This is a genomic window from Streptomyces sp. NPDC006365, assembly GCF_042870755.1.
Classification (GTDB): domain Bacteria; phylum Actinomycetota; class Actinomycetes; order Streptomycetales; family Streptomycetaceae; genus Streptomyces; species Streptomyces xiangluensis.
In genome coordinates this window covers 76,916-94,245 of record NZ_JBIAHS010000028.1, presented here as the reverse complement: position 1 = coordinate 94,245, position 17,330 = coordinate 76,916, and the positions used below count along the sequence as shown (strand labels likewise).

The window sequence follows — 17,330 nt, the reverse complement described above, 5'->3', positions numbered from 1 at the left end:
GCATGACCGGCGCGTTTCGCGGGAGAGGGCCGCCGCCATCACCCTTTCCCTTCCGCGGGCGCCGCAGGCCTTCCGGCCAGGCGGCCGAGCGGCGGCGCGAGGACGAGGTGCTCCGCCTCCTCGGCGCTGACCGGCTCGGCGAAGAGATACCCCTGGCCGAGTCGGCAGCCCATGGAGATCAGCAACTCCTGCTGTCTCACGTCCTCCACTCCTTCGGCGATCACCGTGAGGCCGAGTGTGTCCGCGAGATGCGTGATGCCCTCGACCAGGGCGTACTGCTCGGGCGAGCGCCCGAGTTGGTCGACGAACGACTTGTCGATCTTGAGTATCGAGATCGGGAACTCACGCAGATAGCTGAGCGACGAGTAACCCGTTCCGAAATCGTCAATCGCGAAGCGGATCCCGAGGTCGGTGAGCGAACTCATCTCTGCCAGGATGCGCTCGTCGTTGTACATCAGCACACTCTCGGTCAGTTCCAGTACCAGAGACGACGGTTCGATGCCGGAGAGTTGCAGGGCGCGCCGGACCACGTCGTGGAATTCGTCGTCCCGGAACTGACGCGGCGACACGTTCACGCTGACGTAAGGTGCGTTGCGGTCGGCCGTCCCGTGGCGCAGCACGGAGTCCTCCCACCGGACGGCCTCGGCCGCGGCCTGGTCAAGTACCCAGGCACCGAGCGGGACGATCTGCCCGCTCTCCTCGGCCAGCGTGATGAACTGCTCCGGCAGCACCATGCCGCGCGTGGAGTGGGGCCAGCGAACGAGTGCCTCGAAGCCGGCGATCCGCCCGCTGGTCAGCTCCACGATGGGCTGGTAGAGCACCATGAACGACGTCTCGATCGACGAACTGTCCAGGCCCTCCTGCAATTTGGCACGCTCCGCCATGCCGCTCTGCAGCTCGGGGTGATAGCGGCGCCACTGGCGCTTGCCCGCCGTCTTCGCCGCGTACAGGGCGAGATCGGCGTGTGTCAGCAGTTCGACCGAGTCGATGCTGTCCTCCGTCGTCGCGACGCCGACGCTGGCGTATGTGCTCACCGGCCCCACACTGAGCCGGAACGGCTCGGCGAACACGGTCATCACGTGTTCCGTGAACCGCTCCACTCCCTCAGGCGCGATGGAGCCCTCGACCAGTAGTGCGAACTCGTCACCACCGATGCGCGCGGCGGTGTCGGAGGCACGGACGGTGGTCTGCAGCCGGAGTGACAGCGCGACCAGGAGTTCGTCGCCCACACTGTGGCCGTGTATGTCGTTGACGACCTTGAAGTCGTCCACGTCGACGAAGAGCACGCCGACCACCGTGCCCTCGCGCTGAGCCTGCATCAGGGCGTGGTTGATCCGCTCCTGGAAGAGCACGCGGTTGGCCAGGCCGGTGAGCGAGTCGTGGAACGCCTGGTGGGTGAGTTCGCGTTCGAGCTTGCGCTGTTCGGTCACGTCCCGCAGGGTGAGCACCACCCCGCCGACGGTGGCCTCCTCACGCAGGTCGCTCCACCTCACCTCGACCTCGATGATCGACCGGTCGGTGCGGACCATGCGCCAGTGCTCGCGCATGGTCTGGTACTCGCGGCTCCGTATCCGGCCGAGCGTCTCGACCACCGCGCGACTGTCCTGCGGCGGCACCAGATCGATGAGCTGGGCGCCCTCCAGGTTCGGAATGCCCAGCACCTGGTCGGCGGAGGGGCTGGCGTAACGGACCCGGTCGTCGTCGTCGAGGATCAGGATGACGTCGGAGGCGTTCTGCACCAGTGTGCGGAAGTACATCTCGCTGTTGCGACGGTTGACTTCCTCGGCCAGGGCGACCCTCGCCACGGCAAGTGCCGCCTGTGCAGCGAGAGTCGCCAGCGTGTCGCGGAACACGAGCAGGTCGTGCTCGTCCCCGGCCACGATCAGTGCCCCGATCAGCGAATCGCCAGAGGGGTGATCCTGTGAGATGAGCGGGCAGACCAGCGCGTGGCCGGTCAGGGTCGGCTCCTCCACCGAGCCCGTGAGGCGGGCGACAAGATCGGGCCCCGCACCGTCGACAGCCACCAGACGGTTCTCGCCGGACGCGATCAGTTCCCGTACGGCTGCGGTCATCGGCGCAGACAGCGGCCCGTGTGCGCCGCCGTTCGCCCCGTTCACCCAGAGCGTGTCGTCGGGCACGGTGAGCAGCGCGGAATGAGGCGGGCCGTGCGGTATCAGCTCCGTCACCGCCGAGTGGACGGCGGCGGCCACATCCCGCAGATCGCCCGCTCCGCCCAGCGACGACACCGCGTTGCGCAGCACCTTCTCCCGGCCGACCGCCCGCCGGTGCGTCGCCACCACGCCCGCCAGGCGGTAGAGCACGAGGAGGAAGAGCACCGCGGAGAACACCCCGATGACGCCGGTGTTGGAATTCACGCCGCGCACCGCCTCCGTCAGGAGGATGGTCGGCGCGATCAGCGACGCCAGGGTGAGCAGGCTCAGCCGGCCCGTGCCGGTCTCGGCGCGCCATTCCACCGGCTGGGTCAGCGACCGCATGGTCGGATCGAGCGCGGCGGCCGCCCAGGCGCCGTACAGGACGGCCCAGCCGAGATCGACCGCGGTACCCGTGCGCCAGGTCCCGTTCAGTTGAATCAGGCCGTAAGCCACGTCGGCGGTGAGCAGTCCGACGGTGCCCGCGGTGAGCAGCATGAGCGAGCGGCTCTTGCCGCCACGGCCGACGAGCAGGCGCAGCAGCATCGCCAGTACGAGGATGTCGCCGAGCGGATACGCGATGGAGAACGCCTTCTGCACCCAGGTGAGACCCTCGAGGCGGGCGTACGGATCGATGAGGAAGAGCCACGACAGCAGCGCCAGGCCGACTGTCAGCGTCAGCGCGTCGACGAGGCTCGCGCGGTCGCGCCAACTCGTGCGCCAGTGCACGAAGCCCAGCAACCCGGCCGCATAGAGCGGATACGCCGCGAGATAGAAGCCGTCCGCGATCGATGGGAACGGAATCTCATCGTGGAGCAACTCGATGAGGACGATCTGGGTGGCCTGGCCAGCGGCGAATGCGAGATTTCCCGCGGCGAGCAACAACCAGGGAAGTGGATGCGCGGGGCGATTGACAAGGATACCCAGGGTAATCCCGATGACGCCGGTGGCTCCAATGGCGACGAAGATCAGCCGCTGTTCCGGGAATATGTAGTAGAACACGGTCAGCACGACGATGCATGTGCTGACCGCAGCCATCGCGGCCCGGCTTCGCAGTCGCGCGTTCATCCCAGCTAACCTCCTTGGAGGGCCACTTGTCGGGCGGACGAGCTGGGCGAACGGCACTGGGCGACGGCGGAGAAGCCCGTGGGATCGGGCTGACGAAGGAGGAGAATTCTCCTGGCCCGGGGCTCGGCCCCGGTCGCCTCTGAACCGATCGCCTCTGTACGCGGTCGATACGCGGTCGCCGTTTACACGGTCGCCGGTATACGGGCTCCCTCTCGCCGAGAAATCGACGTGTCTCCTTCAAGCTAACTCGGCTCGCCATTTCCCGCACGTGCAGGGAGAGATACCGCGTCACGTCGCGGCATACCGCGCCATGCGTGAAAATGGAGTACACGGAGGACGCGGTAACCGGACCGGATCCGCCGAGCGACGATCGGCTCCTGACGGAGCGTGGAGTCCATGCTCTCCGATTACCGCCGAATCTTCTCTCCCGCGGGCAGTCTGCTCTTCTCCGCCGCGGGCTTCGTTTCACGCCTACCGATGTCGATGATCGGTGTCGGCATCATCACCATGCTGTCGCAACTCGGCGGTGAATACTGGCTCGCCGGCTCGGTCTCCGCCACGCAGGCGCTCGCCACCGCGGCGATCGCCCCGCAGATCTCCCGGCTGATCGACCGTCACGGCCAGCGCCGGGTCGTCCTCCCCGCGATGGCCGTGACGGTCGCCGCCATCTGTGCGCTGCTGCTGTGCGCCCGGTATGGCGCCCCGGAATGGACGTTGTACGTCGCGGCGGCGGTAGCGGGCTGCATGCCCAGCATGGCCGCGCTCGTCAGGTCCCGCTGGTCGGAGGTCCACCGGGAGTCGCCGCGACTGCTGCACACCGCGTACTCGCTGGAGACGGTGCTCGAGGAGGTGGTCTACGTCGTCGGCCCAGTCCTGGCGATCGCGCTGTCGACCAGCGTCTTCGCCGAGGCAGGTCCGCTGGCGGCCGCGGTCCTGCTCGCCGTCGGCGTCCTGCTGTTCGCCGCCCAGCGGCGCACGGAACCGCCGGTGCGCCCCCGGCCGCAACGCGCCGGGGGCTCTGCGCTGCGCATCCCGGGACTCGGCCTGTTGGTGCTGACGGTGACGTCGGTGGGCGCGTCCTTCGGTTCGGTTGAGGTCGTGACGGTGGCGTTCGCCGACACACACCACCACAAGGCGCTCTCGGGCCTGCTCCTGGGCGTGTACGCGCTCGGCTCGGGCCTGGCGGGCGCGGTGTTCGGCGCGGTCAGGCCCCGGGGGGCGATCACACGGGGATTGCTGGTCAGCGTCTGGGCGATGGCGGTGACAGTGGCACCGCTGTTGTTCGCGCCGAGTCTCGCGGCACTGGCGGGGATGCTCTTCGTGGCGGGCATGGCCATCGCGCCGACCTTGATCACCACGATGGGGCTGGTGGGCCGCCTGGCGCCGGTCTCTCAGCTCACCGAGAGCATCACCTGGATCGTCTCAGGCCTCTCCGTCGGGGTGGCTCTGGGCTACGCCACGTCGGGGTGGGTGGTCGACGCGGCCGGGGCCCCAGCGGGCTACGGGGCGTCGTGCGCGGCGGCCCTGCTCGCCGCCTCGACAGTCTCCCTCGCCCTGCCACGGCTGACCCGCGCCGACGCGCAGTGAGCTCGGCCAGGCCCGCCACGCCGGCACTCCATCTGGACCCTCTTCGGCAGGGGCGGTTTCCAGCGCAACGCACGCATCGGCCGACCGCTGCATGCCCTTGCGGCGACGATCCCGCCTCAGAGGCCCACAGTGCCGGCGTCCGGCGTCGCGGGTGGTCCTGACCGGTCCGGCTTTCGTCATCGGGAGAACGTCGACGCCATCGCCAAGTTCGCCGAAAGGACACACGGTAATGACCAGGCGGTCGCGGGTCCTCGGCCCTCACCGAGCCTTCAGGCCGGCCCCTGTTCCGGGGCCGGACCGCTCGTTCCCCGCACCACCAGTTTCGGGTCCAGGACAGCCTCGCGCGGCTCCAATTCCCCGTCCTCCAGGCGTTCCACGGCGAACCGGACCGCGTACTCCGCCATCAGGAGCGAGTCCTGGCGGACGGTGGTCAGGCCGATCGGCATCAGGTGGGACAGGTGGCTGTCGTCGTAGCCGACGACGGACAGGTCCCGCGGGACCTCGACGCCGGCCCGTGTCAGAGCCATCAAGAGGCCCATCGCGCACCGGTCGTTCCCGGCGAGGACCGCCGTCGGCAGCGGCTCCCCTCGCTCGCGTTCCGCCAGCAGCAGGCGGCCGGTCTCGATGCCGGACTCCTCGGTGTGATCCCCGGGGATCACCCGCAGCTCCGAGTGCAGACCGTGACGGCGCATCGCGGCCCGATACGCCCGCCGCCGCTCGGCCGAACCAGGACCCCGGCCGCCGTCGATGTGCACGATCCGGCGGTGCCCCAGCTCGTAGAGGTGGTCCATGGCCTGCCGTACGCCCTTGCCCTCGGCGGTGTGCACGCTGTCGACGCGGGTCTGGGGCACCCGGCGTCCGACGGAGACGGCGACCGTACGGTGCCCAAGGGCGTCGAGGTCCGCAGCCACCGTGTCCGGGCCCAGCAGGATCACCGCCTCGCAGCGATGACTCAACAAGGCCTCGACGGCCTTCGCCTCGCCCCTCCCCTGGCCGGTGGCGGAGAGCAACACCTCGTAGCCGAGCCGCTCGGCCTCGGGATAGATGCCCTCGACGAGGTCGGCGTGGAAGGTCTGGTGGACGGTGAACATCACGCCCAGCGTGCGGCTGCGGCCACGGGCCAGCAGCCGCGCCGCGTTGTCGGGGCGGTAGCCGATCTCGTCGGCGACGCGCAGTACACGCTCGCGGGTCTCCTGGCTCGCCCCCGGCTGGTCGCGGAAGATGATCGAGACGAGCGCCCTGGACACGCCCGCCTTCGCGGCAACGTCCACCATCGTGGGCCGCTGTTTGCCCGACGCACTCACCTGTGAACCACCCTTCGACGCGCCCACCATACGGGCAGTCCTGAAATCTCCCGGCAACAAGCTATTGACATGACATTTGAACAGGCGCCATCGTACTCGCACTAGCGCGCGCTAGTAGAGCGCGTCAGTCCAGTCCTCCTGCTGACAACTCCCCCGAGCCTTTCCATACCCCCACCCGTTCCCTCTTCAAAGGACGTGCACTATGGCAACGACGCCGTCCCCCCTTCGCACCGTCGTCGGCAACCTGTGCCTCGGCTCGGCCCCCGACTCCTGGGGCGTCTGGTTTCCCGAGGACGAGCACCAGGTTCCGTACACCCGCTTCCTCGACGAGTTGGCCGCGGCCGGTTACCAGTGGCTGGAGCTGGGCCCGTACGGCTATCTCCCCACGGACCCGCAGCGGCTGAAAGCGGAGCTCGACGCCCGGGGGCTCCGGGTCTCCGGCGGCACCGCGTTCGGCGCGCTGCACCGTCCGGAGGCCTGGGGCGACATGCTCGCCCATGTCCGGCAGGTGGCCGCACTGACCGCCGCCGCGGGCGCCCACCACCTCGTCTTCATCCCGCCCATGTACCGCGACGAGAAGACCGGCGGCTTCACCGAGTCGCCCGAGCTGACCGCCGAGCAGTGGGCGGGCTTCGGCCGGGCCGCGGACCGGCTCGGGAAGCTGCTCCTCGACGAGTACGACGTACGCCTCGTCATCCACCCGCACGCGGACAGCCACATCCAGACGCAGCCGGAGATCGAGCGCCTGCTGAACGAGTCCGACTCCCGCTACACCAACCTCTGCCTGGACACGGGGCACGTGGCCTACGGCGGCGGGGACAACCTCGACCTGATCCGCCGGTTCGGGGAGCGCGTCGGCTACGTCCACATCAAGCAGATGGACCCGGAGATCCTCGCCCGGGTGGCCGCCGAGAACCTCTCCTTCGGCGAGGCCGTCAAGCGCGGTGTGTGCGTGTCGCCTCCGGCGGGTGTGCCGGAGCCGGACGACGTGGTCGCCGAACTGGCGGAGCTGGACGCCGAGTTGTTCGTCATCGTCGAGCAGGACCTGTACCCGTGCGCACCCGAGGTGCCGCAGGCCATCGCGGTCAGTACGCGTGAGTACCTGGCCGGCTGCGGGTTGGCCGGTACCCGGCGCCCCGTCCTCGACGACAAGTAGGGGTGACCATGGACGTCAGCAAGGACACGTCCCAGGACCCCATTCCCGCCACCGCCGTCCCGGACGACGCCTCGCCCACGGTCAAGCGCCGACTGCGGGTCATCACGCTCATCGCCACCTTCGGCGGACTGCTCTTCGGTTACGACACCGGCGTCATCAACGGCGCCCTGCCGTACATGACCGAGGACCTCGGCCTGACCCCGTTCACCGAGGGCATGGTCACCAGCTCGCTTCTCCTGGGTGCCGCGCTCGGCGCCGTCACGGGCGGGCGGCTGTCGGACGGGCGCGGCCGGCGCCGCACCATCCTTGTTCTCGCCGTGGTGTTCTTCGTCGGCGCGCTCGGCTGCACGCTCGCACCGAACACGGCGATCATGGTCGTCGCCCGGTTCGTGCTCGGTCTCGCGGTCGGTGGCGCGTCGGTGACCGTGCCGGTCTATCTCGCGGAGGTCTCGCCCGCCGAGCGGCGCGGCGCGCTGGTCACCCGTAACGAACTCATGATCGTCAGTGGGCAGTTGCTCGCCTTCACCTCGAACGCGATCATCGCCCGGGTGGGCGATGAGTCCGGCGGCGTCTGGCGCTGGATGCTCGTCATCGCGACCATCCCCGCCGTCGTGCTGTGGTTCGGCATGCTGGTGATGCCGGAGAGCCCGCGCTGGCTGGCCTCCAAGAGCCGCTTCGGCGAGGCCCTGGAGGTCCTCAAGCAGGTGCGCTCCCAGCAGCGGGCCGAGGCCGAGCTCGCCGAGGTGTCCTCGCTGGCCGTGAAGGACGAGCAGGAGAAGCTCGGCGGCTGGCAGGACATGAAGAGCACGCCGTGGGTGCGCAAGCTGATGTTCGTCGGCTTCGGTATCGCGATCGTGCAGCAGATCACCGGCGTGAACACGATCATGTACTACGGCACGCAGATCCTCACCGACGCCGGCTTCGCCGCGGACAGCGCGCTCACGGCGAACATCGCCAACGGCGTGATCTCGGTGCTGGCGACCTTCGTCGGCATCTGGCTGCTGGGCCGTGTGGCGCGCCGCCCGATGCTCATGGCCGGCCAGATGGGCACGACCGCCGCTCTGCTGCTGATCGGCATCTTCTCCCTGGCGCTGCCCTCCGGTGACGGCCGGGCGTACGCCGTGCTCGCCATGACCGTCACCTTCCTCGCCTTCCAGCAGGGCGCGATCTCGCCGGTGACCTGGCTGATGCTGTCCGAGATCTTCCCGATGCGGATGCGCGGCTTCGGGATGGGTGTCGCGGCCGTGGTGCTGTGGCTGACCAACTTCGTGATCGGTCTCGTCTTCCCGTCCCTGGTCGACGGGATCGGGATCTCCAACACCTTCTTCCTCTTCGTGGTGGCGGGCCTGTTCTCGCTCGCCTTCGTGAAGCGCTACGTCCCCGAGACAAAGGGCCGCACGCTCGAGACGCTGGAGCGGATCTCAAGGCCCGCTTCTCCTGACCCCCTCCCCCCGCGGGCCGCTGATGGACTCCCGGCCCCGCAAGCCCTTCGAAGGGAACGAACGGCCATGACCGTACGTGTAGGTGTCATCGGCGCCGGAATGATCGGCCAGGACCACATCCGGCGCCTCACCGAGGTGGTCACCGGGGCCACCGTCACCGCGGTGACCGACCTCGACGCGGCCCGGGCCGCCGAGGTCGCCGCCACCGTAGGCGCGGCCGTACTGCCGGGCGGCGCCGAGCTGATCAACTCACCCGACGTGGACGCCGTCCTCGTCACCTCCTGGGGCCCGACCCACGCCGAGCATGTCCTGAACGCCATCGCGGCCGGCAAGCCCGTGTTCTGCGAGAAGCCCCTCGCGACGACCGCGGAGGACTGTCTGCGGATCGTCGAGGCCGAGCGGGCGCATGGCAGCCGTCTGGTCCAGGTCGGCTTCATGCGCCGTTTCGACCCCGGCTACCGCCAGATGAAGGAGGTCCTCGCGGCCGGCTCCCTCGGCGTCCCGCTGATGGTGCACTGCGCCCACCGCAACCCGACGGTCCCCGACGCGTACCACTCCGCGATGGCGGCGCAGGACACGGCGGTCCACGAGATCGACGTACTGCGCTGGCTGCTCGACGACGAGATCGTCTCCGCCCAGGTGGTCACGCCACGCGCCACGAGCAAACGGTTCGAGAACCTCAAGGACCCGCAGATCATGATCTTCGAGACCGTGAGCGGAGTGCGTATCGACCTCGAGGTCTTCGTCAACTGCCAGTACGGCTACGACATCCAATGCGAGGTCGTCGCAGAGGACGGCCTGGTCCGGCTGCCCGACCCGGCCGCCGTGGGCATCCGCACCGCGGCCCGGCACGCCACGGCCGTCACGCAGGACTGGAAGGTCCGCTTCGCGGAGGCCTTCGACACCGAGTTCCGCGAGTGGATCGCCTCGGTCGCGGCGGGCGCCGAGCCCACCGGCCCCTCCGCCTGGGACGGCTACGCCGCCACCGTCATCACCGACGCCGCCGTCCGCTCCCTGGAGTCCGACGGCACGGTCGTCTCCGCCGACATGAAGCCCCGCCCCGCGTTCTACGGAGGTGCCGCGTCACCTTCTCAGCCGTGAAGCGACCGAGCTTGTGCGCTCAGCCGTCCACACCTCGTCACGCTCCCGACTGCCCCCTACGACAGGACGGTCACAGGTCGCATCCACCGCATGACGACCGGACCACCATGCGGTGCAGGACCGGTGACAAGACCCCACGCCAGGAAGTCCTGGCGACATCGATCCGGTCGACGCCACGTACAACCGTCTCCCCAGCCAGGCCGGTTCGTGCCTTCAAGGGCTCACGGAACGACCGAACCATCATACCGGAGACACTGCGGCGCCACGCGCCGCTTGCTCGAGATCCATTCCTCCCGGCGGACGACCGGGCCTACTGGAAGGAACAAGGTGAAAATCGCCCTCGACCCCTATATGTTCCGCGCCCTGCCGCTCGACGACATGGTGCGCACGGTCGCCGAACTCGGCTACGAGTACATCGAGTTGTCCCCGCGCGACGACTTCATGCCGTTCTTCCTGCACCCGCGGGCGGACGACGAGTGCGTCGCGGCGTTGAAGAAGTCCCTGCGCACGCACGGCGTTCAACTGTCCTCGGTGCTGCCGCTGTACAAGTGGTCCTCGCCCGACGAGACCGAGCGGCAGAGCGCCGTACGCTACTGGAAGCGGATGATCGAGATCACCGCGGACCTCGAATGTCCGCTGATGAACTCGGAGTTCAACGGCCGTCCGGAGCGCGCCGCCGAGAGCGAAGCCGCCTTCTGGCGCTCGCTGGAGGAACTGCTGCCGGTGTTCGAGCGCGAAGGCATCGCTCTGAACCTGGAGGCCCACCCGGACGACTTCTGCGAGGAGAACACCCCCGCGGTCGACCTGGTCCGCGCGATCAACAAGCCCTGGGTGAACTACCTCTACTGCGCCCCGCACACCTTCCACCTGTCGGGGGCGGATCCGACAGCGGACATCGCGGCGATGATGCGTTACGCCGGCGACAAGCTCCAGCACGTGCACATCGCGGACTCCTTCAACCACAAGGGCTCCAGCGGCCTGCGCTACATCCTCAACCCGCCCGGCACCCCGGCCCGTATCCACCAGCACCTGGACATCGGCCAGGGCGAGGTCGACTGGGACACCTTCTTCGCCACCCTGCGCGAACTGGACTTCGGCGGCGTCGCCACGTCCTGCGTCTTCGCCTGGGAGGAACGGGCCCGCGATTCCTCGGCGTTCATGCTGGACCGCATCAGGAAGGAACTCGCGGCCTGAGACCGGCCGGAGGGTTCGACGCGGTCGGCAACCGAACGACCGCGCAGGGCTGAGGAGCGGTGAGCCCGCTCCTCAGCCCTGTGATGTCCTGTGGCCCTCAGATCACCGGCCGGGAGCAGATCACCGGACCTTGGCCGTGTCCCACATCAGCGGCGTGTCGTCGAACTGCACGGCGATCTTGACCTGTGTCCCGGCCGCGAGGGTTTCCGGGAGCGCCACGCTGCCCTTCTGGGCCTCGTCGAAGGAGACCGGGCCGAGGTCCGTGACCTTGCCGTTGGCCGCGAACACGTAGACCTGGCCGGTCTTGTTCGCGTGCAGGGCCGTGCCCGCCGGGTCCGAGGCGGCGGCGTTCAGCGACAGGGTGGCATTCTTCCCGACGGTGCTCGCGGTCAGACGCTTCGACCGCGTCTCCTTCGTCAGGGCCGCGGCGGTCGGCGCCTGCTGGACGAGCTCCCACTCCTGCGAGCCGTCCGCGACCGCGTTCTGGAGGGTCAGCGGCGCACCGGCGGAGGCACCGGTCAGGTACACGTTGGTGTTCTTGGCGGACTGGAACTTGTAGTAGCCGTCGTCGGTCCTGACGAGGTTCCACAGGCCCGCCGGCGTGTCGTCGACCCACTGGCCGATCCGCTGGCCGACCGTCGGATTCGCCGTCCAGATGCCGGCGGCACGGCCGCCCGACTTGTTCAGCAGTGTCCTGGCGCCGTCGGCCTTGGTGGCCAGGTGCCAGTACTGGGTGTCCCTGTTCGCCGCCGAGCCGGCGTCCTCCAGGCGGACGTCGGGAACGTCCCCGTTGCCGATGTTGGCGTCGTTGGTCTTGCCGCCGGTGCCGATCACCTGCCCGGTCTTGCGGTTCACGAGCTGGTAGTAGGCGCCCTCCGAGCGGCCCTGGTCGACCTCGGAGAAGCGAAGCGTCGAGGTGCCCTGGTGGTTGAGGATCGAGATGCGGCCCGTGCCCTCGACGTACTGCAGGTTGCGGCTGTAGGAGGCCGGCGCATTCGTCTGGTACTCCTTCCACACGCCGTCGCTGCGTCCGCTCTCGTTGACCCAGACGTTGCCGCTGCCCGCGGCGTTGTACACCAGGCGCCCGTCGGGGAGGTTGATGACGACCGGGCTTCCGTTCACCGCGAGACGACGCGAACCCTCGTCGACCGGCAGGGAGGTGACGGGACTGTCAGTGGAGCCGCGGTAGAACTTCAGCGGGTCGTCGGCGATCACGTACCGGGTGTTGGTTCCGCCGCCCCAGTACTCGTACGGGAGAAGCCACTTGCCGTCCGTCGTCGGGACGACGGTCGTCATGCCCGGCCGGCCGCCTCCGATCTGCGTCTTGCCGCCTCCCATGTCCTGGGTCAGACCCGCGACGTCGACGACGGGCTCGCTCCACTGCGCGCTGCGGCCGTTCCAGGTCTTGTGGACGAGGATCTGGCCGTGCGAGTCCCGGGCGGTGTCGTTGTCCGGATCCAGCTTCGGCACACCGGTGACCGGGTCGAAGCCGAGGTAGTCGTTCTCATCGGAGTAGTAGCAGACGAGTTGGCCCTTGTGGACCATCAGGTACGGCTCCCAGAGGGGATCCACCTGCTTGTACGTGTTCGCCTTGGCGACGTTCTTGCCGATCGCGCCCGCGCTGCCGCCCTGCCAGCCGCCTGTCGCGATCACGTTGAGGACTTTCCAGCTCTCGCCCTCGTCGGTGCTGGAGTACAGGGCGAGCGCCATGTCACTGCGGTCTCCGTCATTGGACGGCGTCCAGTTCGGGTCGGCTGCCTTGTGCTCCGTGTAGTAGTGGTCGTCGCCCGTCACGATGGTCGCGAGGAGCAGCGTGCCCTTCTTCAGTTTGCCGACGTCCTGCGGAAGCGTGTAGAGGAACGGGCTCGCCCAGTTGCTCTTGTACTTCGCGTACTTGGGGTCTTTGGAGAGGTACGCCGGGGCCTTGACGTCCGCCAGCGGCTGCCACGAGGTTCCGTAGTCGTCGCTCTTGTAGACCGGCATCGTCTCTCGGTCGGCGCTTCCCGTCTCCGGGACGACCGTGGCCTTCTCGAATGCCGCGACGAGACGTCCGCTCTCCAGCTGCGCCGACTTGACGTAGATCGCGCAGTTGCCCCGGCCCTTCAGGCACGGTTCATCGCCGAGCTGGTACAGAATCCCGCCCGTCGGGTTGTACGCCTGCGCGCTGCTCATGGTCAGGCCCAGCATCGCTGAACCCGCGACGAAAGTTCCCAGCGCTTTGCCGAGTCTTCTTCTCTGCACAGCCCCTCCTTGGGGATCGGGGATGGTCATGGTGATGCTCGGGAGGTTGGATCAGAGGTTGAATCAGGAGACGAGTACGCGTACGTCCCAGGCGCCGAGGTCCAGCGCCTCACCCGCGGGGACGGACGTGCCGTTCAGGACGTCGGTCAACGCCACGGGGGTGGTGACACGGGCGGGCTCCCAGCTCCAGTTGTGGACGATGTGGACGCGGCGCCCGTCGGGTGATGTGCCGGTCGTGGCGGTGACCGATTCCGGCAGGTCCCGCCAGCCGTGGCGTGCGGCGGGTGTCAGCCAGGTCGCCAGGGCGCGGGCGAGGGCGCGGCCGGGGACCGTACCGACGTAGGTGACGCGGCCATCGCCGTGGCGGCGGGTGGTGATCGCGGGCCATTGGCCGAAGTGGGGGTGGTCGTACGAGGCCAGCGCCTCGGCGTCGGTGACGGTCAGGGCATCGGCCCAGCGGGTCGCCGTCGCCTCCGACGGCAGCCGCAGCGGGCTGCCGTCCGGGGAGTGGACCGGGACGTCGCGCGACAGATTGCTGAACTCGTCGTACATCACGCCCGCGGCCTCGGTGAGGCGTCCGGGTGCCGCTTCGTGCCGGGCCCGGGCCTCGTGATCGGCGTATCCGGTGCGCGGGCCGAGAACCAGGTGCCCGCCCGCGTCGGCATAGGCCGCGAGCCAGTCGAGGGTCGCGTCGGCGGCGATGTACAGCCCTGGTACGACCAGCACGGGGTGACGGAGTGCGGCCTCCTCCGGCGCTAGACCCTCCTGCTCACCGCGCGGGTCGTGCAGCTGCCGCGCGTGCACGATCCGCACCTGGCGGCCGGCCTCGAAGGCGCCGCGGTAGAAGGGGTCGAAGATGCGGTGGTAGGCGGCGGGGTCGGAGTCGCCGTCGGGGGTGGCGAGCGGGGGGTACTTCTGCATGAGCCACTTGCTCGGCGTCGAGTAGACCATCGTGATGTCGGCGTCCGGCTCGAGCCCGGCCACGAGCGGGCCGGCCGCCTCGAACTCGGCGCCCAGGCGGGCGATTTCGGCGTACGCTCGGCCGGGCTGTCCGCTGTGCGGCAGGACGCCACCCCAGTAGGTCTCGGCACCGAAGCGCAGTGTCTGCCACTGCCAGTACTCGATCATCCGCGCCCCGCGCGCGACGTGCGCCCACGCGGTCTGCCGCCACTGGCCGTCGTAGCCGGGGCGGTTGTCCCACGCGAAGCCGATGGAGCTCGCGTTGGTCTCGGTGACCAGGAACGGCTCCTGACGGGAGGAGAACATCCAGTCCGCGGTCTGGTACATCGACCAGACGCCGGTGGTCTTCCAGATCTGCTGGTGGTCGTCGGGCGTGGGGTCGGGGAGCAGGAGACCGTCCTGCATGTCGTAGTACGGGTTTCCGGAGGCGATGTCGAGCCGGGCGGACAGCTCGTCGTCCTGAACTCCCTGGCGCGTGTAGGAGATACAGGTGGTGACGAACTGCTCGGGGCGGACGTACTCACGCACCATGTCCGACTGCCAGCCGATGAACTCGGTGACCTGGCGCGCCTGGAACTCCCGCCAGGCGACGTCGTATTGCGGCTGGACGTTGCCGTCCGGCGTCCACAGGTCGGCCCAGGTGGACAGCCGGTGGGACCAATACACCAGGCCCCATTCGCGGTTGAGGGTCTCGACGTCTCCGTACTTGTCGCGCAGATGGTCGACGAAGCGCTGGAAGACACCCTGGTTGTGGAAGAGGTGCAGTCCCGGTTCGTTGTCGACCTGCCAGCCGATGACCGCCGGGTGATCGGCGTACCGGGCGACGAGCTTGCGGATGATCCGCTCGGCGTGGAAACGGAAGGCGGGGTGGGTGAAGTCCACCTCCTGGCGGGCTCCCCAGCCGAGACGCTGACCGGTGGCGTACTCCCCGGTGATCTCCGGGTACTGTCGGGCCAGCCACGGCGGCACCGCGTACGTCGGCGTGCCGATGATGACGGAGATGCCGCGCTCGTGGGCGCCGTCGAGGACCGGCTGGAGCCAGTCGAGGTCGAAGTGCCCGCTCGTAGGCTCCCAGGTCGACCAGACCGATTCGCCCACCCGGATCACGGTGAAGTTCGCCGCGGCCATCAGGTCGAGGTCGGTCTTGAGCCGTTCGTCGGGCCGCAGTTGGGGGTCGTACGCGGGTGTGTACTCGTGGTAGTACGCGGCGCCGAACAGGACGCGGGCAGGCAGATCCGCCATGAAGGAACCTCCGGGAGTGTAGGGGGCGTTACTGCTTGACGCTTCCGGTCGCCAGACCGCTCTGCCAGTAGCGCTGGAGCATGAGGAAGGCGATGACGAGCGGCACGATGGAGATCATGGAGCCGGTCACGACGAGCGGGAGCATGTCGCCGCTGGCGCCGCCCCCGCCGTTCTGCGCCTGGGCGGCCCAGGAGGAGAGGCCGACCGTGATGGGGTAGAGGCTCGGGTCGTTGAGCATGATCAGCGGCAGGAAGTAGTTGTTCCAGGTCGTCACGAGCGTGAAGAGCAGGACGGTCACCAGGCCGGGTCCCAGCAGCCTGAGAGCGATCCGGAAGAAGATCCGTGCCTCCCCCGCCCCGTCGATGCGGGCGGCCTCCAGGAGGCTGTCCGGGACCGCGTCGGCCGCGTAGACGCGCATGAGGTAGAGGCCGAAGGGGTTGACGAGGGAGGGCAGGATGATCGCCCAGGGGGTGTTGACCAGGCCGACCTGGGCGAACAGAAGGTAGGTCGGGATCGCCAGCGCGGTGGCCGGGACCATGATCGCGCCGAGTACGAGGTTGAAGGCGGCCCGGTCGCCGCGGAAGCGGAACTTGGCGAAGCCGTAGCCGGCGGCAGCCGCGATCATCGCCGCGCCGACTGCGCTGACGACGGCGTACACGGCGGTGTTGAGCAGCCAGTCGACGAAGACGCCGTCGTCCTGGGTGAAGGTCTGACTGATGTTCTCGAGCAGTTGCGGGGCGCCGGAGAACCACAGGCCGAAGCTGTCGAACAGGTCCTGGGTGCTCTTGGTCGAGGCGACCAGCAGCCAGAACAGCGGGAGGAGGAAGTACGCCAGGGCCGCCAGCATGGCGATCGTGAGCGGGGTACTGCGGCGGGGGGACGCGGACCGGCGCCGCTTCGGTGCGGTGGGGGCCGGGCCGTCGGCCGGTGCGGTCGTGGCCTTCGGCATGGTGGTCGTCACTTTTCCCTCCTGCGGTTCGCGGTGAGCAGCACGGCGTAGGAGGCGATGACGATGACCAGGCCCAGGAGGAAGGACACCGTGGCCGCGTAGTTGACCTGCTGGCCGGTGAAGGCGAGGGAGTAGGCGTAGAGGTTGGCGGTGTAGGAGCTGCTGATGACGTCCGGGGCGATCTTCATCAACAGGCTCGGTTCGTTGAACAGCTGGAAGCTGCCGATCACCGAGAACAGCAGGGTCAGCAGAAGAGCGGGCCGCAGCGCCGGGAGCTTGATCGACCAGGCGACTCTCCAGGCTCCTGCGCCGTCCATCGCGGCCGCCTCGTACAGGTCGTGCGGGATGGTCCGCAGGGCCGCGTACAGGATGATCATGTTGTAGCCGACGAACTCCCAGGTCACGATGTTCGCCAGGCTGCCGAGCATCCAGCCCTCGCTGAGGAACTGCGGGGCCGGCAGGTCGAGATTGCGGCTCAGCTGGGCGAACGGGCCGAAGTCGGGGCCGTAGAGGTAGCCCCACATGAGTGTGGCGACGACACTCGGGACCGCGTACGGCACGAAGATGCCCAGCCGGATCACGCGCGCAAGCCACAGCAGGCCACTGTCGAGCGCGAGGGCGAACAGCAGGGCCAGCAGCAGCATCAGCGGCACCTGGACCAGGAAGAACAGGGCCACGCGTCCGACGCCGTGGAGGAGTTGAGGGTCCTTGAGAGCGGTGACGTAGTTGTCCAGGCCGACGAACACCGTGCCGCCGATGAGCTGTTCCTGGAAGAGGCTCAGGTAGGCGGCGTAGCCGAGCGGGGCGAGGAACAGCAGGAGGAAGAGGATCAGGAAGGGGGCTACGAACAGGGGTCCTGCCGAGCCGGACCGGCGACGTGGCGACGGTCCGGCTCGGCGCGGCTTCTTGGCGTAGGCCGCGGTCGTGGCAGCCATG

The 17,330-nt window shown here is 68.8% G+C and carries 9 protein-coding genes and 2 pseudogenes; 5 read left to right on the top strand and 6 right to left on the bottom strand.

All coding sequences use genetic code 11. The annotated features are described in order from the left end of the window. Positions 1-38: 38 nt before the first annotated feature. Entirely contained in the window at positions 39-3,218 is a 3,180-nt protein-coding gene (locus ACFYO0_RS43085; protein WP_388687209.1) for a putative bifunctional diguanylate cyclase/phosphodiesterase, read from the bottom strand. 396 nt (positions 3,219-3,614) lie between these two features. Between ACFYO0_RS43085 and ACFYO0_RS43080 the strand changes: the two genes are divergently transcribed. Next, a complete protein-coding gene (locus tag ACFYO0_RS43080; RefSeq protein ID WP_388687208.1) occupies positions 3,615-4,805 on the top strand; it encodes an MFS transporter in 1,191 nt (396 codons plus the stop codon). 269 nt (positions 4,806-5,074) lie between these two features. Here the strand turns inward: ACFYO0_RS43080 and ACFYO0_RS43075 are convergent, their stop codons facing one another. Beyond that, complete coding sequence (locus tag ACFYO0_RS43075; protein WP_388687242.1) at positions 5,075-6,079, bottom strand: LacI family DNA-binding transcriptional regulator; 1,005 nt, start codon at positions 6,077-6,079, stop codon at positions 5,075-5,077. A 232-nt stretch (positions 6,080-6,311) separates the two neighbouring features. Here ACFYO0_RS43075 and ACFYO0_RS43070 point away from each other — a divergent pair, with 232 nt between their 5' ends. The 4 genes and pseudogenes from ACFYO0_RS43070 (at position 6,312) to ACFYO0_RS43055 (ending at position 11,002) form a co-directional block, all read left to right on the top strand. Next, positions 6,312-7,265 (top strand): TIM barrel protein, encoded by a 954-nt coding sequence (locus tag ACFYO0_RS43070; RefSeq protein ID WP_388687207.1) that lies wholly within the window; start codon positions 6,312-6,314, stop codon positions 7,263-7,265. A gap of 8 nt (positions 7,266-7,273) precedes the next feature. Next, positions 7,274-8,710: pseudogene (locus ACFYO0_RS43065) on the top strand (sugar porter family MFS transporter); the annotation flags it as partial. Between the two features lie 63 nt (positions 8,711-8,773). Beyond that, the gene (locus ACFYO0_RS43060) at positions 8,774-9,808 is read left to right on the top strand and encodes a Gfo/Idh/MocA family protein (RefSeq protein ID WP_388687241.1); all 1,035 of its coding nucleotides are present in this window, start codon (positions 8,774-8,776) and stop codon (positions 9,806-9,808) included. Between the two features lie 327 nt (positions 9,809-10,135). Next, positions 10,136-11,002: a sugar phosphate isomerase/epimerase family protein gene (locus ACFYO0_RS43055; protein ID WP_388687206.1), complete on the top strand. Its 867-nt coding sequence runs from the start codon at positions 10,136-10,138 to the stop codon at positions 11,000-11,002. Between the two features lie 441 nt (positions 11,003-11,443). On the opposite strand, the pseudogene ACFYO0_RS43050 reads toward ACFYO0_RS43055, so the two are convergent. From ACFYO0_RS43050 to ACFYO0_RS43035, 4 genes and pseudogenes are all read right to left on the bottom strand, one after another. After that, positions 11,444-13,189, bottom strand: a pseudogene (locus ACFYO0_RS43050) (RICIN domain-containing protein); the annotation flags it as partial. A gap of 117 nt (positions 13,190-13,306) precedes the next feature. Then, on the bottom strand, positions 13,307-15,445 hold the full coding sequence (locus ACFYO0_RS43045; RefSeq protein WP_388687205.1) for a beta-galactosidase: 2,139 nt from the start codon (positions 15,443-15,445) through the stop codon (positions 13,307-13,309). Between the two features lie 28 nt (positions 15,446-15,473). After that, positions 15,474-16,406: a carbohydrate ABC transporter permease gene (locus ACFYO0_RS43040; protein WP_388687203.1), complete on the bottom strand. Its 933-nt coding sequence runs from the start codon at positions 16,404-16,406 to the stop codon at positions 15,474-15,476. After that, positions 16,403-17,329, bottom strand: coding sequence for a carbohydrate ABC transporter permease (locus tag ACFYO0_RS43035; protein ID WP_388687201.1), 927 nt, complete (start codon positions 17,327-17,329; stop codon positions 16,403-16,405). The genes ACFYO0_RS43040 and ACFYO0_RS43035 overlap by 4 nt, the downstream gene beginning before the upstream one ends. Between the last annotated feature and the right edge of the window lies 1 nt (position 17,330).

Excerpts from the sequence above, each read along its gene's own strand:
- ACFYO0_RS43080 (WP_388687208.1), top strand. The coding sequence starts at position 3,615 with ATGCTCTCCGATTACCGCCGAATCTTCTCTCCCGCGGGCAGTCTGCTC.
- ACFYO0_RS43045 (WP_388687205.1), bottom strand. The coding sequence starts at position 15,445 with ATGGCGGATCTGCCTGCCCGCGTCCTGTTCGGCGCCGCGTACTACCAC.
- ACFYO0_RS43035 (WP_388687201.1), bottom strand. The coding sequence starts at position 17,329 with ATGGCTGCCACGACCGCGGCCTACGCCAAGAAGCCGCGCCGAGCCGGA.
- ACFYO0_RS43060 (WP_388687241.1), top strand. The coding sequence starts at position 8,774 with ATGACCGTACGTGTAGGTGTCATCGGCGCCGGAATGATCGGCCAGGAC.
- ACFYO0_RS43085 (WP_388687209.1), bottom strand. The coding sequence starts at position 3,218 with ATGAACGCGCGACTGCGAAGCCGGGCCGCGATGGCTGCGGTCAGCACA.
- ACFYO0_RS43070 (WP_388687207.1), top strand. The coding sequence starts at position 6,312 with ATGGCAACGACGCCGTCCCCCCTTCGCACCGTCGTCGGCAACCTGTGC.
- ACFYO0_RS43075 (WP_388687242.1), bottom strand. The coding sequence starts at position 6,079 with ATGGTGGACGTTGCCGCGAAGGCGGGCGTGTCCAGGGCGCTCGTCTCG.